The sequence below is a fragment of the Varibaculum timonense genome, assembly GCF_027694345.1.
GTDB classification, from domain to species: Bacteria; Actinomycetota; Actinomycetes; order Actinomycetales; family Actinomycetaceae; genus Varibaculum; species Varibaculum timonense_A.
This window is the reverse complement of record NZ_JAQEVU010000006.1, coordinates 75,559-101,625: the sequence shown is the minus strand read 5'-3', so window position 1 is coordinate 101,625 and position 26,067 is coordinate 75,559. Positions and strand designations below refer to the sequence as shown.

The window sequence follows — 26,067 nt, the reverse complement described above, 5'->3', positions numbered from 1 at the left end:
GCGCCGCCACCTTTTTACATATTCACTTTCATCAGCGCAGCAGGGCTATCCTCAGCATTCTAGCTGAGCTAGTTTCGAGCATTAACCTCAATTTTCAACCCTGAAAGTTAACAAGACGATAACAATTTCCCCAATTAGACTTCCATCAGAAAGCAAGATGAGGTAGGTTATCTCTATACATCGGAAACGTTTCCGATGGGACGCAAGTAATCACTTCCGTCTTTTACCAACGCTCCAAGGGAGGACGTTAATGAAAAGGAAAACTCGTATTCTAGCAGCAGCTGTTGCTGGAGCATTTGCGCTAACCGGTCTAGCTGCATGCGGATCTGGTTCTGACAACGCTAACGAAAAAGGCTCTGTTTCTTTCCTAAACTTCAAACCAGAAGCAGAAGAAGCCTACAAGAAAATTGCTAAAGCCTACACCGATGAAACCGGAGTAGAAGTTAAAGTCGTTACCGCAGCCTCGGGCACATACGAGCAAACCTTAAAATCGGAAATTTCTAAACCCAAGCCACCCACCCTGTTCCAGGTAAACGGTCCGGTAGGTTTAAAGACTTGGCAGAAATACACCGCCGATTTAACCGATGCAAAGTTCGCTAAAGATTTAAATGACCCCAACCTGGCTCTCAAGGGCGAGGACGGAAAGGTTTACGGCGTCCCCTTGGCGGTAGAGGGCTACGGCATCATCTACAACCAAGAAATCATGGACAAGTATTTTGCAATGCCAGGCGCCAAAGCCACCAAGATGGACGAAATCAACAACTTCGCCAAGTTGAAGGAAGTTGCTGACGATATGCAGGCTCACAAAGCCGACTTGGGAATCGATGGGGTATTCGCCTCTACCTCGCTAGCTAGCGGTGAAGATTGGCGTTGGCAAACCCACCTCTCCAACATCCCCATGTATTACGAATTGCAAGACGCTAAAGCGACCGATATCGCCAAAGCAGAATTCAAATACAACAAAGAGTTCAAGAACATTTTCGATCTTTACCTAACGGATTCTACCGTTGACAAGAAACTGACCCCCTCCAAGACCGTGACTGACTCCATGGCTGAGTTTGCTCAAGGGAAAGCTGCGATGGTACAAAACGGTAACTGGGCATGGAGCCAGGTAAAAGATGTTGAGGGGAACAAAGTTAAAGAAGATAAAATCAAGATGCTCCCCATTTACACCGGTCATCAAGGTGAAGAAAAGCAAGGACTGGCAGTAGGAACGGAAAACTTCCTAGCTGTTAATGCCAAAGCTTCTAAAGCTGACCAAAAAGCTACTATTGATTTCGCTAACTGGCTATTCACCAGTGCTAACGGCAAGAAATTCGTAGTTGAAGATCTTGGATTCATCGCTCCGTTCAAGAGCTTCAGCGCTAGCGAAACCCCCAATGATCCGCTAGCTAAGGAAGTTGCTGCTGCCTTAAGCAACAAAGATCGTAGCGTGGTACCGTGGTCGTTCACCATTTACCCCTCACAAAAGTTCAAGGATGGCTTCGGTCAGGCACTAGGACAATATGCTGCCGGAAACATGGACTGGAATGCGGTAGTAAAGAACTTCACTGACGGTTGGGCAGCTGAAAAGAAATAGCTAACCACCCTGCAGTAAGACAAATCGGGTGACAGCCCGGCTGGGAGGGGAGTAAAACTCCCCTCCCAGCAAACCTCCAAGCTATGCAGGACAAACAGCAGATTCTGATTTAATTAGTTTCAAAACTACAAGCAAAACAAGTTTCATCCTGAGACACTAACCATGATCAGGAAAAGGACAGACAATGAAGTCAAAGTTAAAATATTACTTCCCAATTTTCGTATTACCGACACTGTTGGCATTTCTTATTGCTTTCCTAGTGCCTTTTATTATCGGTTTTTTCCTATCATTTTGTGATTTCACCACCATAACCGATGCAACTTTTGTAGGAATCCAAAACTACGTCGATATATTCGATGGTCGTGACGGATTTACCTCTGCATTCATTTTTACAGTTATGGTGGTAATCGTATCTATCGTTTCGGTTAATCTGTTTGCGTTCGCAATCGCTTGGGTATTGACCCGTAAACTAAAAGGAACAAACTTTTTCCGGACTGTATTCTTTATGCCCAACCTGATTGGTGGCATCGTATTGGGCTACACCTGGCAAATCATTATCAATTCCATCTTGTCAGAATACGGAGCTACCCTCGTAAGTGACTGGAAATATGGATACCTAGGGTTAATCGTGCTGATTAATTGGCAGCTGATTGGCTATATGATGATTATTTATATTGCCGGACTGCAAAACGTACCCCCAGAGCTTACCGAAGCAGCAGAGATAGATGGGGCAGGTCGCTGGCAAGTGCTGCGTAACGTCACTATTCCCATGGTGATGCCCTCTATAACCATCTGTTTATTCTTAACTTTGTCAAACACTTTCAAAATGTACGACCAAAACCTGGCACTAACCAATGGTGCGCCCTCCGGTAAAACCGAGATGGTCGCCCTTAACATCGTAAATTCCATGTTTGCCGAGGTAGGGGCAGAGGGCGTCGGTCAAGCTAAAGCCGTAATTTTCGTAGTAGTCGTGGTAGTTATCGCCATGTTCCAGCTGCGGACCACCAGAGCAAGGGAGATTGAAGCATGAGCGAAGTAAAAGCACCAGCTCCCCTACCCTCAACAGGAATGAAAATGAAAGAAGATAAAAAAGGAACCAGCCCGGTCACCAAAGCCCTGCTTTACGTGATCTTAATTGCTCTTACCTGCATATTTTTAGGGCCGATTCTGTTCGTTGTTATGAACTCGTTCAAATCGAAATTTGAGCTATCGAACAGCCCCTTCTCCATTCCCCTCGGAGATTCCTTCGTAGGTTTACAAAACTACGTTACCGGTCTGCACCTATCGAATTTCTTCAGTTCGATTTTGTGGTCTTTCGTAATTACTATCGGATCGGTGGCGATTATAGTAATGCTTTGCGCTATGACTGCCTACTACATCACCAGGGTTAAGAGCTGGTGGACGAGCGCCCTCTACTATATTTTTGTTTTCTCGATGGTAATTCCATTCCAGATGGTAATGTTCCCCACCGTACAGGTATCCAGTCTGCTCCGCCTGGATAACCCGCTCGGATTAATGGTGCTTTACCTCGGGTTTGGAGCCGGTTTGAGCGTATTCATGTTCGCCGGATTCGTAAAATCAATCCCGATTGACATTGAAGAAGCTGCCACCATTGACGGTTGTAACCCTCTTCAAACCTATTTCCGAGTAGTCTTACCAATGCTAAAACCCACTGCCATTACGGTAGCTATCCTCAACACCATGTGGGTCTGGAATGACTTCCTGCTCCCCAATCTGGTGTTAGGACCGGGCAGTAGCTATCGAACCATCCCCATTGTGGTGCAGTTCCTGCTGGGATCGAACGGAAACCGCGATATGGGTGCTTTAATGGCTATGCTGGTACTGGCGATTATCCCGATTGTAATCTTCTACATTTTGATGCAGAAATACATTATCGAGGGCGTCGCTGCCGGGGCTGTAAAAGGCTAAAACTTTAGCAGGGTTTGGGGCGAAACATCTCAAGTTTTCGCCCCAAACCCTGTTTTTATTTCCACCCGATATAATTTCAATACCTACTTTTATTTACTTTTACTTAAGGAACATCTCCATGGCACAGTTAGCGGCAGTAACCATTAAAGACATTGCCGCTGCTGCCGGAGTGGGAATTACTACCGTTTCCCGCGCCCTCAATAATCAAGACGAAATATCTCCCGCCACCAGGGCACGCATCCTAGAAATTGCCGACGACTTACAGTATCTCCCCAATCGCCATGCACAAAACCTCAGGTCATCTCATATAAATAACATCGCTATGGTGATGAAGGGTCCTTCCAATCCCTTCTTCTTGTCACTAATCGACCCGTTAGAAAAAGAAATCCGTTCCCAGGGTTACCAAATGTCCCTGCTGCGAGTTCCGCACGGAGTAGAAGAAGTAGAAATCGGGCGTGGCGCGCAGCAAAACTCTGGAGCCGCCGGAGTATTATTTTTAGGGGGAGAAGCCCATCAATCCACAGCCGTGTTCGACACTTTCCCCTTACCTTTCGTTATGTGTACTGTTCCCCCCGGTCCACAATGGAATCACACGGTTGCCACTGTCAGCGTGGACGAAAACTCTGCCATTGCCAAAATTGTCTCCCACCTGGTGAAACTGGGACATAAACACATCGCCTTTTTAGGGCCGGACAAGTCAGAACATTCAGTGGGACTAATCCGTCAAGAAGCTTTTATCTCCGCTCTAAAACAGGAAGGAATATCGTACGATAAGCAGCTAACGGTACAGGGAAATAAGAAAGATAACCCCTATTCTCTAAGCTACGGATACCATATGGCTCAGCGCCTCTTGGCACGTAAAATCCCGTTCACTGCGGTAGTAGCTATCAGTGATGTGATTGCTATTGGTGCTCAAAAAGCCCTGATAGATGCCAATATTAGAATCCCACAAGAGGTTTCGGTAACTGGATTCGATGGCATAGAGTTCTCCCGTTACACCAACCCCGCTTTGACCACCATTGAACAACCCATTGAACAGTTAGCTGAAAACACCTGTCGCCTATTGTTTTCCCAGATAAACAAGAAAAAAGTAAAACAATCACAAATACTACTACCCGGCAAACTGCTGGTCGGCGATTCTACTGCCCCAGCACCAAATTGTTAATCGTTTTCTCCAACAATCCACATTTACCATGAACCGATTCTTTTCCCATGAAGGCTCCTTAGCCGCTCTCCTGACTCTCCTCGCTGATATCGCCATGATTAGTGCCTTTATTACTATCGCTTCGATTCCGGTAATCACTATCGGTCCGGCTCTAAGCGCCGGATTCTATGTTCTTTTACAAATCGTCCGCGAGGAGGGAGCAAGACCGGGATTTACCTTTTGGAGACGTTTTCGTGCAGATTTTCGCTCTTCCTTACCCGGTGGCATCATCCTAGTCGTCCTCTTGCTGGTAGGTATCTATCAGTTACAACTAATAAAATATCTTCACCTCACCCCCACCTGGACCTTGATAATGCGCTCCGGAGTAATCCTCGGCTTGGCAGCAATCGTTGCTATTACTACTTGGTTTTTTGCCTATGCTTCCCAGTTTTCCGCTTCCTTTAGCCAAACTCTACGCAGTGCTGCCCTGCTGGCTCTAGGGCGGCTACCGCGCACCCTCAGCGCCCTATTGTTTAGCGCCCTGCCGCTAGGGGCTATTTACTTGCGTCCTTCTTTAGCCTGGAGCGCAATAATCTTGATGCCCCTTTTTGGCTGGGGATTCATCCTCTATTTGCAAGCATTGATATTAGATACTCCTTTGACCTTGCTCAAAGATGCCGAATCCACCAGATAATCCCCCTTAGTTCCCAGCTAAGAATGATTATTACCCACTCTAATAACCTTTAGATGACCTAGATTGCATTTAGGTGGCATCCCGTCCTTTGGGAATGCCCTATTTCGTGGTTGCTGGTCGGGATTGCTGCGCAGCGAGGGCTTTGCGGGTGAGCACTTGTCCCCCACCTTTAACCGGGTCGCCAAACCAGGCTTTATAAAACTGATAAAAATTTAGATTCCCCGGTTGCGCACACTCATCATTTAGTCCCGCAAGCGCATCTGATGAGGGCAAATAGGGGGTGTAATTGTACAGCGCGGCAGTTGCCCAGTTTTGGGGAATAATTTTCTTGCTGCCGCAACGCGAATCTGGCCCATACCTTAAAATAACTGCCTTACCAGCCACTACGTCATAATTCTGCGGATTTAGCTGGTAGCGTCGCCATTGTCGCGCCGCGTAATAAACCTGAGTACCAAACCCATAAAACTGCGAGTCACAGGCTTTATGATCCGGACAGGCATACCCCATGGCAATTTGGTATCGCCGAGGCGTAAGGCGGGTTGAAGAAGCAGTAATAAGTCCCTGTTCTTTTTGCAAGGTAACCAAAATAGCTTTCGGGTTAATCCCACAGGCGCGGGACACCTGAGCAATAATTTGCCCCGCGGTTAAGTTCTCGCCACCTTGAACTGCCCGAGAACAAAATCGGTCAGCGTCGTGAGCTGCAAGGACGCCTCGATAGTCTTTCAAACAGGGTACCGATTGGCTCTGTTTATCCTCACCGCTAGCCGGGGTATAGATTCCAGTATCTTTCGGCATTTTTTCGGTTTTCCCACTGCGACATCCATAGCCCCAATCAGTAATGAATGCTTGAATCTGCTGTGAAGAAAGGGAATCCCAGCGAGTGAACTCGCTTCCACTAATCAAATTAGTTTCATCAAAGCCCTGAGAGCTAACCGGAGGCATTCTAGGCTCAGGCGGCAGATTAACGCTATTATCCTGCCGGGTAAATAGATAAATTAGGCTCACTATCAGGGTGATTATTATCGTCAATATCAGCAAACTAACTAGACGGCGCAACCGATATTTAGGGGCATTATTAATCACCTCTTTATTATCCCTAGATTGCATCTTCCCGGGCAAAGAGGGTCATAACGGTTTGTCGATCTGAAAAAGCAATCGTTCTAACTAAAGTCACAGCATCATAGCCGCTGCTGAGCATCCCTAGGTGCAAGGGGAGGTAGCTTTCGATAGACTATAGGAGCGTCGGACCGTTTAGCCCCGGGCTCCAAAAATTGCCGCTACGAGCGGCCTCAGCGCCGACTGGCGCTTGACGGTCCGGCGTTTTTCTCCCTATCCCCTGGACAGCTCCCCCTATAAAAATACCGAGATAGCTAATTATCGGTTAGCTAGAAAAGTTGGATACCCTTAAGGCGGATGGTTCTTCGTCAAGGAGGCAAGATGCTGTTCGGCAAGAAAAAAGAAGATAAAGAAGATTTCTTCGACCTGTTCAATAAAGCGGCGCATAACCTAGAAACCGCGTCGGAATTACTACTTAAAATTACCGGTGTAGATTCCTTTGAGGAGCGAAAACAGTTACGTTCTCAGCTGCACGATCTCGAACATAACTCGGACGAGATTACGCACCGCACTATGAATATGCTGAACGCCACCTTTGTCACCCCCATGGATCGAGAAGATATTTCTCTGCTAACGGCAGCATTAGATGATTGCATGGACGGTATCGACGAAGCAGGCGACCTAATCGTCCTTTACGAAATCGAAGATATTCCCCGGCGGCTAGAAAAACAGGCACAAATCCTGCAAGAATGCGCTAAGGAAACTATGCAGGCTCTCCCGAAACTGCGGAAAAAGCAGAACATCAAAGACTACACGGTAAAAATCAATAGCCTAGAAAACAAGGGCGATAAACAGTATCGCAAGATTTTGGCAGAGATTTTTAGCTCCGAAACCGACCCCATCTATGTTATTAAACTGAAAGATGTGGTCGAGTCGTTAGAAACCACCTGCGATTCTTTTGAACGCCTAGCCAACGCGGTTGAGGCCATCTATATCAAGGAGTCCTAAATCGTGGACACTACTTTGGTACTGGTCAGTATCGTTGTGGTTATCGCTTTAGTTTTTGACTTTACTAACGGTTTCCATGATGCCGCTAACGCCATAGCCACCTGTGTTTCTACCCGTTCGATGCGCCCTAAATCTGCTCTGTTAATGGCCGCCATAATGAACATCGTGGGGGCGATGTTGGGAACGGGGGTGGCTGAAACCATTGGGAACGGAATTATCGACATTTCCCATTTCACCGAGTCCACCTCTGTTGCCGAGCAGCATCATGGCCTAGTGATTATTTTGGCTTCCTTGGTGGGGGCAATCGCCTGGAACATTATCACCTGGTATTTCGGGCTTCCATCTTCCTCTAGCCACGCCTTGATTGGGGGGATGGCAGGTGTTGGTTTAGCTTCTGCCATCACCGTTCAATGGCTGGGGATATTAGATCATGTAATCGTCCCGATGATAGTTTCTCCCCTGGTAGGCTTCTTTACTGCCTATTTGATAATGCGAGCACTCTTGGCGTTGCTCAAAAACGTCAGCTATCACCGCACGATGAACAATTTCCGTTTCCTACAGCGTTTTTCGGCTGCTGCTATGGCACTCGGTCACGGCTTGCAAGATGCCCAAAAGACTATGGGCATTATTACCATGGCGCTGCTCACCGCTGGTTACCATGGGGCTTCATCCGGGCATTTGACGATTCCTTTCTGGGTTAAGGTTGCTGCTGCCGGTGCGATTTCTCTGGGAACCTATTTCGGGGGAGGACGGATTATGCATACCCTCGGTTCTAAGGTTATCGACGTTACCCCGGCTCACGGTTTTATTGCGGAGCTAACTTCTTCTTCAATCCTGTATTTCACCGCATTCGTTTGGCATGCTCCGATTTCTACTACTCAATCAGTTTCCTCCGCGATTATGGGGGTAGGGGCTACTAAGCGTCTGTCTGCGGTTCGCTGGGGGGTTGCCGGTAACATCGCGATTGCGTGGGTACTTACACTTCCCGGGGCAGGTTTGATTGGGGCTCTCAGTTATTTCTTGATTCACGCCGTCTTCCCATATTAGGCGCTAGTGTGTAAGTAATGACTGTTTTTACTTTTCCTCGCCTAAGGACGCACCTGGGGCTGATTTGCACCCTGGCCGCTTTGAGCCTGGGGGCTTTATCTGGGTGTTCCTCTCAGCCAGTTGCTACCTCTGATTTAAAAGTTGGCGATTGCTTCAATATGAGCGAGGAAGTCTTGACCGGAAAACAACCGGCCGGACAGGTAGAACGGGTGGATTGTAACCGCTCTCACAACTCGCAAGTGGTTGGGATAAAATCCCTGCACGGAAGCTCTTTTCCGTCTCAAAAACAGCTCTACGATTTGGCTCTTAAACAGTGTGCCCAGGATTTTCAAGATTTCGTGGGGATTAGCTACCGCGATTCCCGCTGGGATCTTTATCCTCTTTCCCCCACTGAGACCAGTTCCAAGGACGAGGGTGCACGAAAGCTAACCTGCGTGGCCTTAACCCTTCCTCCACACAAGACTTCTTTACAGAATGCGAAAGAGTAATCTTTCGCATGGCTAATCCAGAGCTCTAAGTCCCATTAAGGTTTCCCTTATAGTAGGTAAGGTTATATTTAGTTAGGTGCGCATAAGCAGCATCACTAATATCGCAGATTTCTGAGAGGATTAGGCTATGCGAATCGCCTTTGCCGGTAACCCCAATAGCGGTAAAACCACTATGTTTAACGCTTTAACCGGCGAAAAAGGGAAAGTTGGAAACTGGAGCGGAGTTACCGTAGGGCAAACTGAGGCCAGCCTAAAGCCAGAGCTAAGTGGGCAACACGTTGCCACAGCGGTAGACCTGCCCGGAGCCTACTCTATGTCTCCTTTTACCCCCGAGGAAACCATCACCAGTAAATATGTCCGTGACGCTAATCCGGATGCGATTGTAAATATCGTTGATGCCACCAATCTGCGCCGCTCCTTATTCTTTACCACCCAGCTACTTGAGCTAGGGGTTCCGGTAGTAATCGCCCTCAATAAAAGCGACATCAACGAAAAAGAAAACACCCAGATAGATACGGTAAAACTGCAAAATAAACTGGGCTGTCCGGTCGTGCCCACCGTTTCCACCGCGAAAGATCACAACGGTTTAGCGCAGGTACTAAAGGAAGTATTTTCCCAACTCGGCAAGACCCAAAACCCGCCCTATCTCCAAGCAGATATCGACCTTACCGATAAACAAGCCGTAGAAAATGCCGACCGCGAGCGCTACCATTTCGTAGACCAAGTGGTAGACCAGGTGGAAACCCGGGCAGTTAAAGTTGCCTCCCATACTCGCCAAGACACCCTGGACGCAATACTAACCAACAAATTTGCCGGTATTGCTATTTTTGCTGGGATAATGTGGGCAGTTTTCGCCATTTCTCAAACCTATCTGGGGCCGCTCTTAGCCGATTGGCTAGTAGGTTGGATTGAAAGTTTCCAAGACTGGGTTAGCGAACAAATGGCAGATAGCCCCGCGCTACTGACCACGATTGTTGCTGACGGTCTTATCGGTGGCGTAGGTGCAGTTATCGGATTCTTACCACTGGTTATGGTGATGTACTTCCTGCTGGCGCTGCTGGAAGAATCTGGTTATATGGCCAGGGTAAGCGCCGTCCTCGACCCAATTTTCAAACGGGTAGGCCTGTCCGGTAAATCAGTAATTCCCATCATCATCAGCACCGGATGTGCCATTCCGGGCATCATGAGTTGCCGTACTATCCGCGACGAGCGCGAACGGCGAGCAACCGCCATGCTGACTTCCTTTGTTCCTTGCGGGGCAAAAATCCCGGTAATTGCGCTATTTGGTGGTGCATTCTTTGCCGGATCCGCCTGGGTGAGCTGGGTTAGCTACTTTGTAGGTCTTACCCTAATCTTCTTGGGAGCCTTGCTGGTAAAAATGGTTACTGGTTACAAGTTCCGCAAATCCTTCTTCATTATGGAACTGCCCCGCTACAAAGTCCCTAACCCGTGGCACGCAACCATATCAATGCTAGAACGCGCCAAAGCCTACATCATTAAAGCTGCCACCATTATTTTGCTTTGCAACCTGGTAGTACAGCTAATGCAAACCTTTACCTGGAATTTCCAGGTAGTTGAAGAGGGCGCCGAAAACACCTCCATATTGGCTTCTATAGCCACTCCCTTCTCGATTCTGCTTATCCCGCTCGGGTTTGGCACCTGGCAGCTAGCTGCCGCCGCTGTTACCGGGTTTATCGCCAAAGAAAACGTAGTAGGTACTTTGGCGGTGGTCTACGGTCTTACCCGGTTCATCGACACTGAAGAACTAGCGATTACTGGAGGTGCAAACACTATTGCCACCACTATGGGGCTTACCTCAGTAAGCGCCCTCGCCTACCTGTTCTTTAACCTGTACACTCCTCCCTGTTTTGCGGCTATCGGAGCTATGAACTCGGAAATGCAAGATCGCCGTTGGCTCTGGAGCGCTATCGGTCTCCAATTTTGTACCGGTTTCACTGTTGCTTACCTGGTGAACCAGGTGGGAACCCTGGTACTCTACGGACATTTAGCCGCAAGTTTCCTACCGGGACTAATTGCGGTCGCCCTAATGGCTATGGTCATTACGGTGATTGCCCGCCGAGTACGCGCTAGCTTTGCTGCCGAATACCAGCTGCACCAGCAAGCCAAACTAAGCGCCAACTAAAGAAAGAGATACTGCTTTGAGTACAGTAATTGCTAGCCTGGCTTTAGTCGTAATTGTTGGTCTAGCTATCGGTTACATTGTGAAAGAAAAACGCAAAGGTACTAAATGTATTGGGTGTCCAATTTCTTCCGACTGCACCTTAAACCCCAATGTTGCAGCCCAGTCGGAAAACCGTCATAATCTACAGATAACAGAGATTGCCAATCAGCCAGGTGAAGCGAAATGTCACTGTCATTAGCGTGCCAGACAAAGCAAGCCTGCCGGACTAAGGAACGAATGAATCTTCTGGAAGCTATCGAAGGTCGAACCTATATCGTCAAGGATATAGCTACTGATGACCCGGAAATGGATAGTTTCCTGTTTCGTCTCGGCTGCTACAGCGGACAAGAAATCACTGTTATCTCTCGTAAGCGCAAAATGTGCATCGTGGTGATCAAAGACAGCCGTTACAGCATCGACAATCAAATTGCCGAAGCCATTATGATCTAGAGCGCCGGCGAGTGCCTTTGATAGCTGTTACTTCGGCTGATTTTCCTACCTGGGGGCGCGGCCGGTAAAAGATACGAGAGGGGCTTGAGCCGAGCCTTGCGAGGCTCACGGGGTCCCCGGAGTGCTTTTACCGAGCCAGCCCCCATTTATAGTACCAATTCGCGAAAAGCAGAAAAGGGGTCCCGCCGGTGGATTTTTCCACCGGCGGGACCCCTTGATTTTCAGCTATTACGCCTTTGCCCTAAGGCGGGCACGGCAATCCTTAGCGAGGATCGTCAGTCGCTAAATCTTTAGTCAACGAGCTATCCAAAGGAATAGACGGTCCCATCGAAGTAGAAATCGCAATCTTCTTGATGTACTGACCTTTTAGAGCTGATGGACGCAGACGCAGAACTTCATCCAGAACTGCCTGGTAGTTCTCAGCCAACTTCTCGGCATCGAACGAGCTCTTGCCCAACACCACGTGCAGGTTGGCATGTTTATCCACCCGGAAGTCGATACGACCACCCTTGATTTCGGTAACTGCCTTAGCTACGTCCATGGTTACAGTCCCGGTACGCGGGTTCGGCATCAGACCACGCGGACCGAGGACGCGACCTAGACGCCCCACTTTACCCATCATGTCCGGGGTAGCTACTGCCACATCAAAGTCCAGGTATCCCCCCTGAACCTTTTCGATTAGCTCGTCGCCACCAGCTTCGTCAGCGCCAGCGTCCAATGCTTCCTTATCCTTGGGGCTATTGGCAAAAACCAGGACCCTAACGGTCTTACCAGTGCCATTAGGCAAAGAAACAGTGCCACGAATCATCTGATCGGCTTTACGCGGATCTACTGTGAGACGGAAAACCGCATCTACAGTGGAATCAAACTTGGTGGAAGCAATATCTTTCGCCAAGCGGAAAGCCTCTAGTGGCTGGTAGAGACGATCCTTGTGTACTTTTTCAGCGGCCTGCTTAAAGGCCTTTGAGTGCTTTTTCATCTGCTTTACTCCTTGCAGTTGTGGTGAGGGCGCACGTTCCCCTCCACGGTCTATAAGTCTTATTTATTAGTGCCTTGAAGTTAGCCTTCGACAGTTACACCCATCGAACGAGCGGTTCCCGCGATAATCTTTGCAGCTGCATCGATATCGTTGGCGTTCAAATCGGCTTTCTTTTGTTCGGCAATCTCTTTGACCTGATCCATGGTCAGCTTGCCTACCTTATTGGTATGCGGAGTGCCCGATCCCTTTGCAATCCCAGCAGCTTTCTTAATCAGCTGAGCAGCAGGCGGGGATTTGAGAACAAAGTCAAAGGAACGATCCTCATAGACGCTGATCTCTACCGGAATAATATTTCCACGCTGATCCTGCGTAGCCGCATTGTAGGCTTTGCAGAATTCCATGATATTTACCTGGTGCTGCGATAGCGCCGGGCCAACTGGAGGCGCCGGGTTAGCAGCACCGGCCTCGATCTGTAACTTGATCAGGCCGACTACTTTTTTATTCTTTGCAGCCATTTAGGGTCCTTCTCAAAATAATAATTTGTTGTTTTACTTTTCCCGACGGTTGCCGGAAATCTTTACTGCTGTCATGTCCTGTCTAAAACAGAACAGCCAGCACAATCGTCCATTCTAAGGGCGTGCGCACAGATTGAACCAATTAATACTGGTCACTGTGAGCAATTAAATCTTTGCGACCTGGTTGAAGCCGAGCTCTACCGGAGTTTCCCGATCGAAAATAACCACCAATACCTTAAGCTTCTGCTGGTCAGGCATAATTTCCGAAATGGTAGCTGGCATAGTAGCAAACGGGCCATCGGTAACGGTAACGTTCTCTCCGACCTCGAAATCAACCTCAATAACCGGTTGTTCTTTGGCTTTGGTCTTGCTGGCGCGCTCGTCCTGAAGCTCCGCAGCTTTAATGGAGGCGGGGGTCGGAGCCAACATCGAAACTACCTCGTCCTCGGTTAATGGCACGGGATGCTGGGAATCCCCTACAAATCCGGTGACCGCCGGGGTGTCTTTAACAACCCGCCAAGCATCAGGGGCGTCCTCTACCGCTTCCATACGCACCAGAGCGTAGCCAGGAATCCGAACCCGGTCTATCACTTTACGTTCAGTAGATTTAACCTGAACCACTTTTTCCATGGGGACTTCAATTTGATAAATGTAATCCTCCATATTGAAAGTGACGATCCGTTGCTCAAGGTTGGCTTTTACTCGCCGTTCGTAACCGGAATAGGTGTGCAGTACATACCAATATCCGGGCAGGAACTCTAGTTCTTCGCGTAGTTTGTCCTGCTCTTGGCGACTAAGTTCCTCAGCGGTAGCCGAGGGCACGAGCGGTTGATCTTGAGCGGTATCAGTAATTTCCAGCTCGGCGGGTACTAACTGTTCTGGGGTCGTATCTGCATCCGGTGCTGCCACTGCAACCTCATCGGGAGTGGTCTGCGCTGCCTGTGCAATGATTTCTGGCTGCGCATCAGCGCTATTGGAGGATTCTACCTCCGAGGAGAATACAAGATCGTTACTCACGCTATTTTCTTCCTGCTCCATATTGCCTTCTTGCAAATCCTGTTCCTAAACTAACCGCCAAATACCAGGTTCACCAGCCAGGCGGTGATTACGTCAATAACCCCAGAAAAAGCCATCATTGCCAACACAAACACGATTACGACCACAAAAAACGTGGTTAGCTCATCGCGGGTTGGCCAAACAACTTTCTTTAATTCCGCAATAACCTGTCGCACAAACTGTAGGATGCGGCTGAAAATATCGCTCTTTGCCTTTTTGGCATCTGCCTCTACAGAGGCTGAGCCCTGGTTAGGTGCCAAGATCGTTTCCTCACTTGCTGTCTTGGGACTCCCGTCGAAGCCCCTATCTCGTCCTGTACCGGGCCCGGCACAGGTTTCAAATTTGCAGGGCAGGCGGGACTCGAACCCACAACCTACGGTTTTGGAGACCGTTGCGCTACCAATTGCGCCACTGCCCTTCCAGCCTAACGGCTGACCGATTAAGGTGCTAGATAAGTTTATGAGGTTTTCCTAGTAACGTCCAACCTAGGACGGTATAGTGGGGAAAAACGCATCTTTAGCTTGCTTGCCCCCAGAGAAAACTGGAGATAAAAACCCGCGCCACGTCCTCATTATTTAGACAGTTGGCAATAGCTAGATGAAAATTTGATCCGGAGGGGAAAGGAAACCCACAGGCGTGGCAAAATGAGAGTATGAACAAACCACAAGAATGCAGAGTTTCTAACCGTCTAGCGCAAATTTCACCTTCCGCAACCCTGGCAGTAGATGCCGCTGCGAAAGAACTTAAAGCTCAAGGGCGTCCCGTTATCGGCTTTGGCGCCGGAGAACCCGATTTTCCCACCCCTGACTATATTGTGAAAGCCGCACAGGAAGCCTGCAGTGACCCCGCCATGCATCACTACAGCCCCGGTAAAGGACTACCCCAACTGCGGGCGGCGATTGCGGAAAAGACACTACGCGATTCGGGATACAGCGTAGATCCCGACAGCGAAATTATTGTCACCAATGGCGGCAAACAAGCTGTTTACGAGGCTTTTTCTTCGATTATCGACCTCGGAGATGAAGTAATTGTCCCCACTCCCTATTGGACTACCTATCCGGAAGTTATAAAAATGGCGGGCGGGCGCATGATAAATGTGGTCGCGACCGCAGAACAGGGATATAAGGTGAGCGTCGAGCAATTGGAGGCCGCGCGCACCCCTGCTACCAAGGCTCTGCTGGTGGTTAGCCCTTCCAACCCGACTGGCGCGGTCTATACCCCTGCCGAACTAACCGAAATCGGTCAATGGGCCTTAGAGCACGGGATTTGGGTAATCACCGATGAGATTTATGAACACCTCCTCTATGACGATGCCCCCAGTGCCCATATCGTAAAGCTGGTTCCCGAACTGGCAGCGCAAACTCTAGTGCTTAACGGGGTTGCCAAGACCTACGCAATGACCGGTTGGCGTGTGGGCTGGATGATTGGTCCAAAGGATGTGATTAAAGCCTGCGCCGCGTTCCAGTCTCACACCACCGGGAACGTGTCGAATGTGGCGCAACGTGCAGCCTTGGCGGCGGTATCTGGACCTTTGGATCAGGTAAAGAAAATGCGGGAAGCCTTTGACCGGCGACGTAAAAAAATGGTTTCTATGCTCAACGAGGTTTCAGACCTGGTAGTTCCGACTCCTAAGGGAGCTTTCTACTGCTACCCCTCTGTAAAGAACATTTTGGGGCGCAGCTTAGCAGGAGAAACTCCCCAAACTTCCGCGCAATTAGCGGATTTAATTCTGCGAAAAGTGGAAGTGGCAGTAGTTCCCGGCGAGGCGTTTGGTCCTTCAGGATTCTTCCGGCTCTCCTATGCCCTCAGCGACCAGGATTTAGAGGAAGGCGTAGGGCGCATTGTCGATTTTCTTAATCAAGTTAAGTAGGTTGCCCTTTGTACCCAATCCATCATCTATAATAATTAAAGGAGAGGACGCGAGTATCTCTTAGAACAGTTGGAAACCCGAAGGAGGGGCTAGGCGTGCGCAAGTTTGCATCGGTTGCGATAACCATCGTTGCCGTATCCCTAGCTGCTTTCATCGGGATACGCGCGATGCAACTAAACGGGGTCTACGAGTTAGGACCGGCGATTAGCTTCGAACCTCAAGCCCCGGTTCAAGTTCAGCAATCCGCTCCCAGCGAACCTGTCTCCCCCATACCTGAAAAGGCAGGTCAGCCATGAGCGAGCAACCAACTTCCCCTCGGCACAGCTATCCTGGCAGTCCCAAAGTCTCCCCGCTTTCACCTGCCACCCCAGCTGGGCAACCCTGGGGAAATATGCCGATTCAACCCGCGAGCCCGCCCGCCGCGCGTGCGCCACTTCCAGCGACTCCTCCTCTAACCGACAATCCTCCCAGCTCAGTTAGCCTACTAGAGGAAATGACCATCCCTAGGGTTGAAACCAAACCGCTAACTACCCCAACCAAGGTTTCTTCCCAAAGCCCCTCCTCCCAAGTCCCTAATCCCCAAGAGGAAAGGGGAGCCTACCAAAGTCGCCCCCGGCGGGTAGTAGAAAAAACTCTAGATCCTCATATCGGAGGACGAAAGTTTAGAATTCAAAGCCTGCGCAACCGGATGTTGGTACACTCGGTGCTAATCTCGGGATTCGCCCTGACGGTCGTGGGAATCATCATGCTATTTACCGGGGTGCTCCAAGTTTTCCATGCGGAACGAGTCCAAACCGAAGCGATTACCACCGATTTTCGTAATTTCGTTAAAGCTGAAATTGCTAAAAAGGGCAGCGGTCTTAGCTCCGCTAAAGAGGCTCTAGAAAAATTTGTACGCCTCGAAGACGCTCCCAATAAGGGCGCTCTCCTGGGATTTTCTGATGGGAAACTTAGCGTAAATAAAGCCTCTCAAGGTTCAACCATCCACCAGGATGCTCAACTTTTAACCAAGTTAGCCAGCTACTCGGATGAAAACAAGGCGCAAATGTTTATAGTGCGCACCGATACCAGCACCTATGTGAGTGGAATCGTACCTATAAGCGCTGCTGGAACCGATGATGCTATGTTGGCAATCATCTCAGACTATTCGACAGATATTACCCCCACCTACACCCAGCTAATGCTGTTTGCCGGAATTTCTTTCCTAGTGTTGGCATTGGTAGGGCTGGTAAATGTTCGCGCTTCCCAATCACTACTTGCCCCCATTTCCAGATTGCGAGAGATGATGGCCTCGATTACCAGCGAACAGGATTTATCTAAACGACTGCCAATACAAGGAAACGATGACCTAGCGGATGTTTCCCGGCAAATGAACTTGATGATTTCTCGCCTCCAAACCAGTTTTGATGAGCAACGCGACCTGCTAAACGATGTGGGGCATGAGCTACGCACCCCAATTACGGTGGTTCGCGGACATCTAGAGCTACTAAACCCTGGAGACCCTCAGGATACGGCTCGCACTCGCGAACTGGCGCTAGAAGAGCTTTCGCGGATGCATAGGCTGACTGAAGACCTAATTACGGTAGCCAAGAGTGACCGCCCCGATTTCATTCGCCCCTCACGGGTAGATATTGGGGACTTGCTAATGGATGCTTTTGAAAATTCCACCCAATTAGGGGACTTCAATTGGCGTATCGACAATCTGACTTTGGTCTCTACCACCGCCGATCAGCAACGTTTGCAACAAGCACTCCTCGCCCTCGCCCAAAATGCTTCCAAGTTTGCCCCTCCGGGAACCCTGATTGCTTTAGGGGCGGCAATCGATACTCTGCAACCTTTATTAGACCAGGAAGGAAAGGTTGTAGAGGTCGAAACGGTAACCGCCCCCGATTTACAAATGGTTCCCCAAGTTCCCCCAGTCGATGGTTCGCATCGGCTTAACCTGTGGGTACGCGATCAGGGAATCGGGATTCACCCCAAAGATCAGCAGCAAATATTTGCTCGTTTCATGAGAGTTGATCATTCCTACGCCGGTTCTGGACTGGGACTGTCAATCGTTAATGCCATTGCCCAGGCGCACGGCGGAATCTTGCAACTCAAATCTGCACCCGCTGTGGGGTCAGTGTTTAACCTCAGTCTGCCCATATCAATTGATGATTGCAAAGATGAAATACAAGGAGAATAAATCATGACCAGTATTTTGGTGGTAGAGGACGAGCCCGGAATCTCCTCCTTCGTCGCGAAAGGGCTAACTTCCGCCGGTTACAACGTGACCGTAGTAGACAAGGGCGCCGAGGCAATCTCGGGCGCATTGGGTGGTGATTATTCCCTAATCGTCCTCGATATTGGGCTGCCCGATATGGACGGTTTTGAAGTATTAGAGCAGATTCGCGGACAGGGAGCCACATTACCGATTATTGTATTGACCGCCCGTTCTTCGGTAGAGGACACTGTTTCCGGTCTGGAACAGGGTGCCGATGACTATATGGCTAAACCTTTCCGTTTTGAAGAACTTTTGGCTCGGATTCGTCTACGGCTACGTACCGCTATCTCGGACGACCCCTCTAATATGGTGCAAATCAATGTTGGGGGACTCCACCTGGATTTGCGTACCCGCTGCGCCACCATTGACGGGGAACCAGTGGAGCTATCAGCGCGCGAGTTCACTATGCTACAAGCCTTCATGGAACACCCCGACCAGGTTCTTTCTCGTTCCCAGCTGCTCGATATGGTTTGGGGATACGATTTTGACCCCGGTTCTAACGTAGTGGATGTATATGTGCGTTACCTGCGCCGCAAGATTGGTTCGGAACGTATCGTGACCGTACGCGGCATGGGATACCGCCTGGTCGTGATGTAATTTTTCCCTGTATTTTTGATTCTATTTAAGCTATCAAGCCTTATAATTAAGTGCTTGATAGCTACCTAAAACAATCATTTATTCTCCAGCTACTACCAGAAAGAAAAAGATGACAACCGGTCGTTTTACTCTTCCCAGTGAAGAAAACTTTGCAGAAGAAACCGCACGTATCGGCGAACTTTGGGGCGCTGACGCCATCCGTAACGCCGATGGTACTCACCTTGACGAGGACGTGCTGAAGCTCGGGAAAAAAGTCTATTCGGCATATTTCCCTACCCGTGGACATAACGAGTTCATTAGTAAACATATGGAGCAGACCCCGCAGATTTACCTACTGTCACAGCGGGTACTAGCGGAAGATGATTCAGTTTCTATTCCCTATATGCAACGTTTCTATAGCGAACAGTTGCAGGCTAACCAGGACGCAGATCCGAAGAAATACTGGGAAGTTATTGACCGTACCACCGGTGAGGTTGTTGATCCTGGCAGCTGGGATGTTGATTTCACCTTGCAGGTAGTGAAGATTTCTGATGCCCAGCCGATGCACGAGTACACGGTTACTTTCCTGGCTTACATCATTTGGGATCCGGTGGAAATGTATAACCACCTGACTAATGATTGGGGGGACAAAGAACACGAGATTCCTTTCGATATTCGTAACCCCGAAACCCACCAGTTCGTAATGGACACTTTCCGCAAGTGGCTAAAGGATAATCCTCAAACCGATGTGGTACGTTTTACCACTTTCTTTTACCAGTTCACCCTGGTTTTTGATGAAAAGCATCGGGAAAAAATTGTGGACTGGTTTGGCTATGCGGCAACCGTATCCCCCGAGGCTTTGGCCGAGTTTGAAAAAGCCAAGGGATACCCGATTCGCCCTGAAGATTTCGTAAATGGTGGAACCTATAATTCGACTTTCTGTATCCCCAGCAAAGCGCAGCTAGATTGGATTGATTTCGTTTCTGACTTCGTGCATGAAAACGTGAAAACTATGGTCAAGGATACTCATGCTGCCGATAAAGAGGCCATGATGTTCTTGGGGGATCAGTGGCTAGGCACCGAGCCATATCGTGATGGTTTTGAAAAGCTTGGTTTAGACGCAGTGGTGGGTTCGATTGGAGATGGCACCACTACCCGCATGATTTCTGATATTCCCGGGGTTAAATACACCGAGGGACGTTTCCTCCCCTATTTCTTCCCCGATACTTTCTACGAGGGTAATGACCCCAGTATTGAAGCTTTGGATAACTGGCGGAAGGCACGGCGCGCGATTTTGCGTAGCCCGATTGCCCGCATGGGTTATGGCGGTTACTTGAGCTTAGCCGCCAAATTCCCGAAGTTTGTGGACACGGTAACCGATATTGCTAACGAGTTCCGCGATATTCACGAGCAAACCGACAGTGAACCTGCTCAAGGGATTTTGAACGTGGCGATTGTGAATGCCTGGGGCAAGATGCGTTCTTGGCAAGCATTTACGGTGGCACACGCCCTACCTAATAAATACAACCATTCCTATTACGGCATTTTGGAAGCACTGTCCGGGATGCGGGTTAATGTCCGATTCATCAGTTTCGAGGACGTGCTGAGCGACGGGATTGCCAGCGATATTGACGTACTGATTAACGCCGGCCCTTACAATACTGCGTTTACTGGCGGGGATGTTTGGAATGATGGTCGCTTGGTGTCCATTATTCGCTCCTGGGTACGCCAGGGGGGCGCTTTTGTGGGGGTTGGTCAGCCGGCTTCTAGTGACCGTCCCGGCCGCTTCTTCCAGTTAGCGGATGTGCTCGGCATTGACGAGGAACGCTACCACACTCTTTCGGTCGATAAGTATTTCCCCGAGGTCGTTTCTGAGCATTTCGTGACCGCTGATTTGGATAAGGGTGCGGCGATTGATTTCGGCGAACCGGTTCAAAATACTTTCCCCATCAGTGAAGACACCACTTTGATTTGCGCTGAGGACGGGCAGGTACAGTTGGCAGCCAACGAGTACGGTAAGGGTCGCGGGGTTTATATTTCCGGGCTTCCCTATTCGGCTGCTAATGCTCGTTTGTTGGAGCGGATTTTGTTCTTCGCTTCTCATAACGAAGAAAAATATGCTGCCTGGAGTTCTTCTAATCCTCATTGTGAGGTGGCAGAGTTCGTTAAGGCCGGCAAGTACTGCGTTATCAACAACACCGAGAATCCGCAATCTACGGTAGTTTATTTGCCTGGAGGTCGCGAGGAAAGCTTCGATCTTCCTGGCAGTGGCATTGCTTGGAGGAACATCTAAGTAGCCTGATTTAACGGGTTCGCCTAAGCATTTCGGGTGGGTGGCATTATTCATGCCACCCATCCGATTTTTATTTCTCGCACATTTTCTAATTTCATTTTCAGGGAGAAGAAAAATTGTGCAGCAATTTTTATCCAGCGTTTTCTTATATTATTTTCGTAAAGTTCTAATAGTTAATGTAGGTCTGCCAATGAGGGCAACCTGGTAACGAAAAGGCTACTGATAAATGAAACTAGAAAACCGGGTATTTGCGCATCGAGGGTTAAACACTCTAGCTCCCGAAAACACCATGTCAGCGTTCAAAAAAGTAGTTGAACATGGGCTTAACTGGATTGAAACCGATGTTGATATTTTAGGTGACGGCACTGCCATTATTTGCCATGACACTACTTTAGATCGCACCACCAACAAAACTGGTGGTTATTATGAATTAACTGCCAAAGATTTACCCAGCATTGATGCCGGTAGTTGGTTTAGTCCCGAATTTGCGGGGGAGCCTTTACCAACGCTCCATCAACTGGTGGATTTTATGAACGAAACCGGACTGAACGCCAATATCGAAATAAAATCGAATGAAGCCGGAGCCACCATGACCCGCCAGCTCATAAAAGCCGTAATCAGTGAGCTAAAACGTCTGGACGGACCAGAAGTTATTGTTTCCTGCTTCAACCATGTACTGCTATCCGAATTTCACGCCCTCGCCCCAGAGATTCCCCTGGGGTGTCTCTATGAGACTTGCGCCCTCTATGATGATTGGCGCTCAGTTCTAGAACTGGTGGGGGCTAGCTATATCCACCCCGAGGACACCGGTTTAACCCGCGAAAAAGTGCGGGCATTTAGAGATGCTGGTTTTGGGGTAAACGTGTGGACAGTGAACTCTCCTGCCCGGGCTAATGAACTATTCAATTGGGGCGTAACCGGGGTATTCACCGATACTGCCCACCTGATTCCTCCCCGTAATTAATTCAATCAATCGACTATTTACCCCCAAACTCGGTTATCTACCACGAGTTTCAAGCAACCAATAAATATATCAACCAAATCAATATGATTTTCCCTTAAATGAAAGGAAAAATATGTCTACTACCGAGACAAAAGCTTCGCGCTGGCCGCATTTTTTGAGTCGCGGAAAAATAGGTTCCTACCTGACAGTAGTTATGTCAGGTCAGATTCCCTATTCCTCCTTCGAGGCTTTTAAGGGCGCTTTACTGTTGCCCCTATGCGCAATGCTTGGCATTACCGAAGGTCAATTCGGAACCCTGATGGGTTGGATTGGGATTGCCATGTTCTTATACGTTCCGGGCGGCTGGATAAACAACCGTTTCCAAATCAAGCATATTTTGATTGCCTGGTGCGGATGGCGATTAGCCACCTACATGATTTTGTTCCTGGTACCCAACCTGTCTTTCAAAGTAATGATCGCTATTGCTATTTCCTGGGCAGTATGGGATGCCATCGGCTGGCCCGCCGTAGTGAACGGGGTTTCTTTCGTAACCTCTGACGAAAATAGCAAAGGACGCGGTCTGGCAATGGGACTTTTGGAAACCATTCGTCGCGGATCAGAAATGCTGATGAATCTACTGGTAGTAGGGCTAATTGCCTGGCGTCCAGATAATAAAGAAACCATCATGTGGATTTTTGCTATGGCGTACGCACTATTGCTAATCCCCATGATTATTGCCCTACTGAAGATGGTTCCTTCCAACGCTATTGCTCACGAGGAATCCCACTCGGATAACCTCGCCGCCCTAATAGGTCTCGGTAAAGTGCTAATACGTCCCCGGGTCTGGCTAGCTGGACTGGCCGCCATGTGTGTTTACTGGGCATACGTTCACCTGATTTATGCTTCCGCCCCCTATATGACTATCGTTTTCAAAGCCTCAGATGGGGTTTCGGGCGCCTTTGGTATCTTCAATACCGGTCTAGTCGGGGTATTCGCCGGTTTAGTTTCGGGAGTAGTAGCTGATTACATTTTCAAATCATCTACCGTCATGATGGGGGTTTCCCTGACAGTTACCGCTATCGGCGCTGGTCTAGTCTATGTTTTGCCGGTAAATGAATCTGCTATGTGGATTTCAATGATTCTGCTTATGGTGATGGCAATCGGGGTTTTCATGGGTAAAGCCGTTATTTTAGCCCCAGTCGCCGAGCTACATTTACCAGCAGCTATTAACGGATCCGCAATGGCAGTTGGCTCGTTCCTGGCTTATGCCCCGGTTTTCTGGGCAAATCCTTGGGCAGGCAAGATTGTTGAACAAGCCAATAAAGCCAGTTCGATGGAAGCGGCAGCTCCCCTATTTGGAAAACTATTCCTGATAACCATTTTGGTGTCAGCTTTCGGGGCAGCCTGTGCTTTCACCCTGGCGTTCTTCAATAAAAAAGCTGATAACAAGGTACCAGAAGCGGCAAAGCTGGAAACCGAATAAATAGATTCACTAATCGTTTATTGAATCTATAGCTTAAATAAATGGTGTTTGGGGGTTTCGGATACTAATCCGAAACCCCCAAACTTTTAGAAACCTACCTGGACTGGTTCTTCGACCAGTTCAACCCCAAATTTTTCCCACACCCCGCGTTTAATCGTTGCTGCCAGCTGCGCAATATCGGCACTAGAAGCTGACCCGCGATTAGTTAGCGCCAAGACATGCTTAGTCGATAGTGACGCCCTCACCGGCTGGTCATTCCCATTGGTAGAATCTAGGGAAAAACCTTTAGAAAAACCAGCGTGCGAAATCAGCCAGGCCGCAGAAGTTTTCACCACTCCCTCAAGTTTCGGAGCCACTCCGGTAACGGAATTACGCAGCTGTAAATCATAAACCGGAAAACGGGGAGCCGCGGCGGGAAGCTTCAGTGCGTCCTCGTTAGAGATAATCGGATTGGTAAAGAAAGAACCGCAAGAACAAGTATCGGGGTCGGCAGGGTCAAGTACCATCCCTTTAGAGCGGCGCAGCTCTAAAACTGCCTCCCGTACCTGCCGCATATCTACGCGCTCCCCCAGCTTTACCCCCAACTTGTCAGCTAGCTGTTGGTATTCAATCGGGGCAGATAAAGAAGCATGAGCTAGTTGAAAATCAGCCGAAAGCACCACGTAACGCCCAGTATTAGCCCAAATCCGTCCTCCCCCTGCCTGTTCATCGTGAAGGGAGCGCTTAATAATCGAGGTACGGTAGCCGAGACGTAAATCCCCGACTGGCAAAATCCGGATTGCATCCCGGATACGATCAAAAACCCGCACCGTAGACAAGGTTTCGGCCACTTCATGACCATAGGCACCAATATTTTGCACCGGAGCTGCCCCCACCGTTCCCGGTATCCCCGAAAGCGCCTCTAAACCCATCTGGTCATTATCAATGCATCCACACACGAACTCATCCCAAGACTGCCCAGCCGGAGCACTAACCATTGCGCCCCCACAAGCAGTATCTTCGGTAACCTTAATCCCGCTGCGCCGATCTTGGATAACTACCAAATCATTTAACTCATCGGCACAAAGCAGATTAGAACCGCCCCCTAGCACCAGCAGAGGACGGCGCTCTTTATCGGCTGCGCGAATTGCCCCAACGAAATCATCTTCGGTATCCACCGGGATAAAATCGGCGGGCGCTCCCCCAACTTTGATCGTGGTCATATCCTTCAAAGCCGGGATTTTAGCGCTATCGCTACTGGCAGAGACTGCTTCATTCCATCGATACCAAGCCGGAACCGGCTGGGTGGGTTGATGGTCGGCGTGGGGAGGAATCCACTCGCAAGCGTCAGTGAAATCGGTTTTTACCATGGCTCTATTCTAGGACTTACTTGGAATCCTGAGACTTTGCCAGTTGCCACACTCTTTCCGCCAACGCTTTATCACAAATCAAGTCGGTCATTACCTTGGCATTTAGAGCACCCAATAAGGATTGAGCTTTAGCTTTACCAGCCACAACACACAAACGTCTGGGAATGTTACGTAATTGGTCGGGGGTGGGACCGGTGGCACGACGATTCAAAGAAATATCTTTCCAGGAACCGTCCGGTCTAAGCAGCACGGTACAAACATCCCCAACAACTTTATTTAGAGCCAGTTTGTTTAGTTCGCTGCGGCTAAGATAGCCAGCCGCATACACATGAGAGGGGATTTCAGCTAAAAGTGCTCCCACACTAAAAACTGCTAAAGTACATTTTTCTTGCCAATTTAGGACGCGCCGAACCGCGCCCTCGCGCCAGACCGCCTCCTTAGTTTCTGGATTATCAAAGAAAGTTGGCACCGGGAATTGGACGATATTAGCTTTAAATTTCCCGGCTATCTGCGCGAGCAGCCCTCCGGCGTGCGCAATACCGGAAGTCTCGGTGGAAGCGGCTCCATTTAGCTGAACTAATGTCACGTTTTCAACATCTTTAGGGGTGATATAAGCAGCCATTTCAGTGGTGGTATTCCCCCAGGCGATTCCGATTACTTCCCCATCATGAATCATCTGTCCCAGGATTTGCGCAGCGATTTTTGAAACATTTTCGAGGACGCGGTGGTGAGTAGTGTCAGCCGGCATCTCTACGATGTGCACTTTTATCCCGAATCGGTCTTGAAGCTGACGTTCTAGACGCGTGTGGGGCATATTTGAAGGTTGTACCGAGATAGTAACAATTCCTTGTTTGCGGGCGTACGACAGCAAACGCGACACCGTAGAGCGAGACACTCCCATGCGGCGGCGAATCGCCTCCATAGTTTGCCCCTGCACGTAGTAGGCGAGAGCAGCACTGCGAGCCAGTTCATCTTTACTGCTGGCACTATCTATGAGTTGATTTTCAGCTAAATCACTATCTTTTGACAAAAATCTCACCTCCGCGCCTCGAGGACGCACGTTTGACCTACCCAATTGAACATTAATCCAAGGAAGAAAAAATAGGAAGTAAAGGACAAGTTATGACCTGGTTGCGTTCTCGCGCGGTATTATTTCTTGCCCA

The 26,067-nt window shown here is 49.1% G+C and carries 25 protein-coding genes and 1 tRNA gene; 18 read left to right on the top strand and 8 right to left on the bottom strand.

Annotated features, from left to right (window positions below; translation table 11 throughout):
* Nucleotides 1-250: 250 nt before the first annotated feature.
* The 5 genes from PG728_RS06385 to PG728_RS06365 all read left to right on the top strand — a co-directional run bounded on the left by PG728_RS06385 (nucleotide 251) and on the right by PG728_RS06365 (nucleotide 5,346).
* A complete protein-coding gene (locus PG728_RS06385) occupies nucleotides 251-1,579 on the top strand; it encodes an ABC transporter substrate-binding protein (protein WP_072510363.1) in 1,329 nt (442 codons plus the stop codon).
* A gap of 184 nt (nucleotides 1,580-1,763) precedes the next feature.
* Nucleotides 1,764-2,609, top strand: a complete 846-nt coding sequence (locus PG728_RS06380) for a carbohydrate ABC transporter permease (protein WP_072510364.1) — start codon at nucleotides 1,764-1,766, stop codon at nucleotides 2,607-2,609.
* Nucleotides 2,606-3,508: a carbohydrate ABC transporter permease gene (locus tag PG728_RS06375; protein ID WP_408648211.1), complete on the top strand. Its 903-nt coding sequence runs from the start codon at nucleotides 2,606-2,608 to the stop codon at nucleotides 3,506-3,508. Before PG728_RS06380 ends, PG728_RS06375 begins: the two co-directional genes overlap by 4 nt.
* Nucleotides 3,509-3,626: 118 nt before the next feature.
* Nucleotides 3,627-4,673, top strand: coding sequence for a LacI family DNA-binding transcriptional regulator (locus PG728_RS06370; protein WP_270626481.1), 1,047 nt, complete (start codon nucleotides 3,627-3,629; stop codon nucleotides 4,671-4,673).
* 28 nt (nucleotides 4,674-4,701) lie between these two features.
* Complete coding sequence (locus tag PG728_RS06365) at nucleotides 4,702-5,346, top strand: YesL family protein (RefSeq protein WP_270626479.1); 645 nt, start codon at nucleotides 4,702-4,704, stop codon at nucleotides 5,344-5,346.
* A gap of 99 nt (nucleotides 5,347-5,445) precedes the next feature.
* Here PG728_RS06365 and PG728_RS06360 read toward each other — a convergent pair whose 3' ends face one another.
* Nucleotides 5,446-6,429, bottom strand: coding sequence for a hypothetical protein (locus PG728_RS06360; RefSeq protein WP_270626477.1), 984 nt, complete (start codon nucleotides 6,427-6,429; stop codon nucleotides 5,446-5,448).
* A 330-nt stretch (nucleotides 6,430-6,759) separates the two neighbouring features.
* On the opposite strand from PG728_RS06360, the gene PG728_RS06355 reads away from it, so the two are divergent.
* From PG728_RS06355 to PG728_RS06330, 6 genes are all read left to right on the top strand, one after another.
* Nucleotides 6,760-7,410: a DUF47 domain-containing protein gene (locus PG728_RS06355; RefSeq protein WP_270626475.1), complete on the top strand. Its 651-nt coding sequence runs from the start codon at nucleotides 6,760-6,762 to the stop codon at nucleotides 7,408-7,410.
* A gap of 3 nt (nucleotides 7,411-7,413) precedes the next feature.
* Nucleotides 7,414-8,457, top strand: a complete 1,044-nt coding sequence (locus PG728_RS06350; RefSeq protein ID WP_072510369.1) for an inorganic phosphate transporter — start codon at nucleotides 7,414-7,416, stop codon at nucleotides 8,455-8,457.
* A gap of 17 nt (nucleotides 8,458-8,474) precedes the next feature.
* Nucleotides 8,475-8,945 carry a septum formation family protein gene (locus PG728_RS06345; protein WP_072510370.1) on the top strand — a complete coding sequence of 157 codons (471 nt, stop codon included), beginning with the start codon at nucleotides 8,475-8,477 and terminating at the stop codon, nucleotides 8,943-8,945.
* A 127-nt stretch (nucleotides 8,946-9,072) separates the two neighbouring features.
* Nucleotides 9,073-11,088 (top strand): ferrous iron transport protein B, encoded by a 2,016-nt coding sequence (gene feoB / locus PG728_RS06340; RefSeq protein ID WP_270626473.1) that lies wholly within the window; start codon nucleotides 9,073-9,075, stop codon nucleotides 11,086-11,088.
* A gap of 16 nt (nucleotides 11,089-11,104) precedes the next feature.
* The gene (locus tag PG728_RS06335; protein ID WP_270626469.1) at nucleotides 11,105-11,326 is read left to right on the top strand and encodes a FeoB-associated Cys-rich membrane protein; all 222 of its coding nucleotides are present in this window, start codon (nucleotides 11,105-11,107) and stop codon (nucleotides 11,324-11,326) included.
* Complete coding sequence (locus PG728_RS06330) at nucleotides 11,311-11,577, top strand: FeoA family protein (protein WP_270626467.1); 267 nt, start codon at nucleotides 11,311-11,313, stop codon at nucleotides 11,575-11,577. Before PG728_RS06335 ends, PG728_RS06330 begins: the two co-directional genes overlap by 16 nt.
* A 262-nt stretch (nucleotides 11,578-11,839) precedes the next feature.
* On the opposite strand, the gene rplA is transcribed toward PG728_RS06330, so the two are convergent.
* The 5 genes from rplA to PG728_RS06305 form a co-directional block, all read right to left on the bottom strand.
* Entirely contained in the window at nucleotides 11,840-12,556 is a 717-nt protein-coding gene (gene rplA, locus PG728_RS06325; RefSeq protein WP_072510372.1) for a 50S ribosomal protein L1, read from the bottom strand.
* Between the two features lie 80 nt (nucleotides 12,557-12,636).
* Complete coding sequence (rplK, locus tag PG728_RS06320) at nucleotides 12,637-13,071, bottom strand: 50S ribosomal protein L11 (RefSeq protein ID WP_072510373.1); 435 nt, start codon at nucleotides 13,069-13,071, stop codon at nucleotides 12,637-12,639.
* A 165-nt stretch (nucleotides 13,072-13,236) separates the two neighbouring features.
* Complete coding sequence (gene nusG / locus PG728_RS06315) at nucleotides 13,237-14,088, bottom strand: transcription termination/antitermination protein NusG (protein WP_270626465.1); 852 nt, start codon at nucleotides 14,086-14,088, stop codon at nucleotides 13,237-13,239.
* Between the two features lie 50 nt (nucleotides 14,089-14,138).
* Nucleotides 14,139-14,387, bottom strand: coding sequence for a preprotein translocase subunit SecE (secE, locus tag PG728_RS06310; RefSeq protein WP_079985928.1), 249 nt, complete (start codon nucleotides 14,385-14,387; stop codon nucleotides 14,139-14,141).
* 85 nt (nucleotides 14,388-14,472) lie between these two features.
* Nucleotides 14,473-14,545, bottom strand: a tRNA-Trp gene (locus tag PG728_RS06305).
* A 234-nt stretch (nucleotides 14,546-14,779) separates the two neighbouring features.
* Between PG728_RS06305 and PG728_RS06300 the strand changes: the two genes are divergently transcribed.
* The 7 genes from PG728_RS06300 to PG728_RS06270 all read left to right on the top strand — a co-directional run bounded on the left by PG728_RS06300 (nucleotide 14,780) and on the right by PG728_RS06270 (nucleotide 23,555).
* On the top strand, nucleotides 14,780-15,997 hold the full coding sequence (locus PG728_RS06300) for a pyridoxal phosphate-dependent aminotransferase (protein WP_072510376.1): 1,218 nt from the start codon (nucleotides 14,780-14,782) through the stop codon (nucleotides 15,995-15,997).
* Between the two features lie 95 nt (nucleotides 15,998-16,092).
* The gene (locus PG728_RS06295) at nucleotides 16,093-16,293 is read left to right on the top strand and encodes a hypothetical protein (RefSeq protein ID WP_072510377.1); all 201 of its coding nucleotides are present in this window, start codon (nucleotides 16,093-16,095) and stop codon (nucleotides 16,291-16,293) included.
* Nucleotides 16,290-18,182: a sensor histidine kinase gene (locus PG728_RS06290; protein WP_270626463.1), complete on the top strand. Its 1,893-nt coding sequence runs from the start codon at nucleotides 16,290-16,292 to the stop codon at nucleotides 18,180-18,182. Before PG728_RS06295 ends, PG728_RS06290 begins: the two co-directional genes overlap by 4 nt.
* A gap of 3 nt (nucleotides 18,183-18,185) precedes the next feature.
* On the top strand, nucleotides 18,186-18,857 hold the full coding sequence (locus PG728_RS06285; protein ID WP_072510379.1) for a response regulator transcription factor: 672 nt from the start codon (nucleotides 18,186-18,188) through the stop codon (nucleotides 18,855-18,857).
* Between the two features lie 109 nt (nucleotides 18,858-18,966).
* Complete coding sequence (gnpA, locus tag PG728_RS06280) at nucleotides 18,967-21,129, top strand: 1,3-beta-galactosyl-N-acetylhexosamine phosphorylase (RefSeq protein ID WP_072510380.1); 2,163 nt, start codon at nucleotides 18,967-18,969, stop codon at nucleotides 21,127-21,129.
* A 226-nt stretch (nucleotides 21,130-21,355) separates the two neighbouring features.
* The gene (locus PG728_RS06275; RefSeq protein WP_072510381.1) at nucleotides 21,356-22,093 is read left to right on the top strand and encodes a glycerophosphoryl diester phosphodiesterase; all 738 of its coding nucleotides are present in this window, start codon (nucleotides 21,356-21,358) and stop codon (nucleotides 22,091-22,093) included.
* Between the two features lie 112 nt (nucleotides 22,094-22,205).
* Nucleotides 22,206-23,555: an MFS transporter gene (locus PG728_RS06270; RefSeq protein ID WP_072510382.1), complete on the top strand. Its 1,350-nt coding sequence runs from the start codon at nucleotides 22,206-22,208 to the stop codon at nucleotides 23,553-23,555.
* 86 nt (nucleotides 23,556-23,641) lie between these two features.
* On the opposite strand, the gene PG728_RS06265 is transcribed toward PG728_RS06270, so the two are convergent.
* Complete coding sequence (locus tag PG728_RS06265; RefSeq protein ID WP_270626459.1) at nucleotides 23,642-24,904, bottom strand: UDP-N-acetylmuramate dehydrogenase; 1,263 nt, start codon at nucleotides 24,902-24,904, stop codon at nucleotides 23,642-23,644.
* A gap of 16 nt (nucleotides 24,905-24,920) precedes the next feature.
* A complete protein-coding gene (locus PG728_RS06260; RefSeq protein WP_270626458.1) occupies nucleotides 24,921-25,934 on the bottom strand; it encodes a sugar-binding transcriptional regulator in 1,014 nt (337 codons plus the stop codon).
* Between the last annotated feature and the right edge of the window lie 133 nt (nucleotides 25,935-26,067).

Coding starts and splice junctions, on each gene's coding strand:
- PG728_RS06355 (WP_270626475.1), top strand. CDS start 6,760: ATGGTTCTTCGTCAAGGAGGCAAGATGCTGTTCGGCAAGAAAAAAGAA.
- PG728_RS06290 (WP_270626463.1), top strand. CDS start 16,290: ATGAGCGAGCAACCAACTTCCCCTCGGCACAGCTATCCTGGCAGTCCC.
- PG728_RS06275 (WP_072510381.1), top strand. CDS start 21,356: ATGAAACTAGAAAACCGGGTATTTGCGCATCGAGGGTTAAACACTCTA.
- PG728_RS06285 (WP_072510379.1), top strand. CDS start 18,186: ATGACCAGTATTTTGGTGGTAGAGGACGAGCCCGGAATCTCCTCCTTC.
- rplK (WP_072510373.1), bottom strand. CDS start 13,071: ATGGCTGCAAAGAATAAAAAAGTAGTCGGCCTGATCAAGTTACAGATC.
- feoB (WP_270626473.1), top strand. CDS start 9,073: ATGCGAATCGCCTTTGCCGGTAACCCCAATAGCGGTAAAACCACTATG.
- PG728_RS06345 (WP_072510370.1), top strand. CDS start 8,475: ATGACTGTTTTTACTTTTCCTCGCCTAAGGACGCACCTGGGGCTGATT.
- PG728_RS06265 (WP_270626459.1), bottom strand. CDS start 24,904: ATGGTAAAAACCGATTTCACTGACGCTTGCGAGTGGATTCCTCCCCAC.
- gnpA (WP_072510380.1), top strand. CDS start 18,967: ATGACAACCGGTCGTTTTACTCTTCCCAGTGAAGAAAACTTTGCAGAA.
- PG728_RS06365 (WP_270626479.1), top strand. CDS start 4,702: ATGAACCGATTCTTTTCCCATGAAGGCTCCTTAGCCGCTCTCCTGACT.
- PG728_RS06385 (WP_072510363.1), top strand. CDS start 251: ATGAAAAGGAAAACTCGTATTCTAGCAGCAGCTGTTGCTGGAGCATTT.
- PG728_RS06380 (WP_072510364.1), top strand. CDS start 1,764: ATGAAGTCAAAGTTAAAATATTACTTCCCAATTTTCGTATTACCGACA.
- PG728_RS06375 (WP_408648211.1), top strand. CDS start 2,606: ATGAGCGAAGTAAAAGCACCAGCTCCCCTACCCTCAACAGGAATGAAA.
- PG728_RS06370 (WP_270626481.1), top strand. CDS start 3,627: ATGGCACAGTTAGCGGCAGTAACCATTAAAGACATTGCCGCTGCTGCC.
- rplA (WP_072510372.1), bottom strand. CDS start 12,556: ATGAAAAAGCACTCAAAGGCCTTTAAGCAGGCCGCTGAAAAAGTACAC.
- PG728_RS06330 (WP_270626467.1), top strand. CDS start 11,311: ATGTCACTGTCATTAGCGTGCCAGACAAAGCAAGCCTGCCGGACTAAG.
- PG728_RS06300 (WP_072510376.1), top strand. CDS start 14,780: ATGAACAAACCACAAGAATGCAGAGTTTCTAACCGTCTAGCGCAAATT.
- PG728_RS06270 (WP_072510382.1), top strand. CDS start 22,206: ATGTCTACTACCGAGACAAAAGCTTCGCGCTGGCCGCATTTTTTGAGT.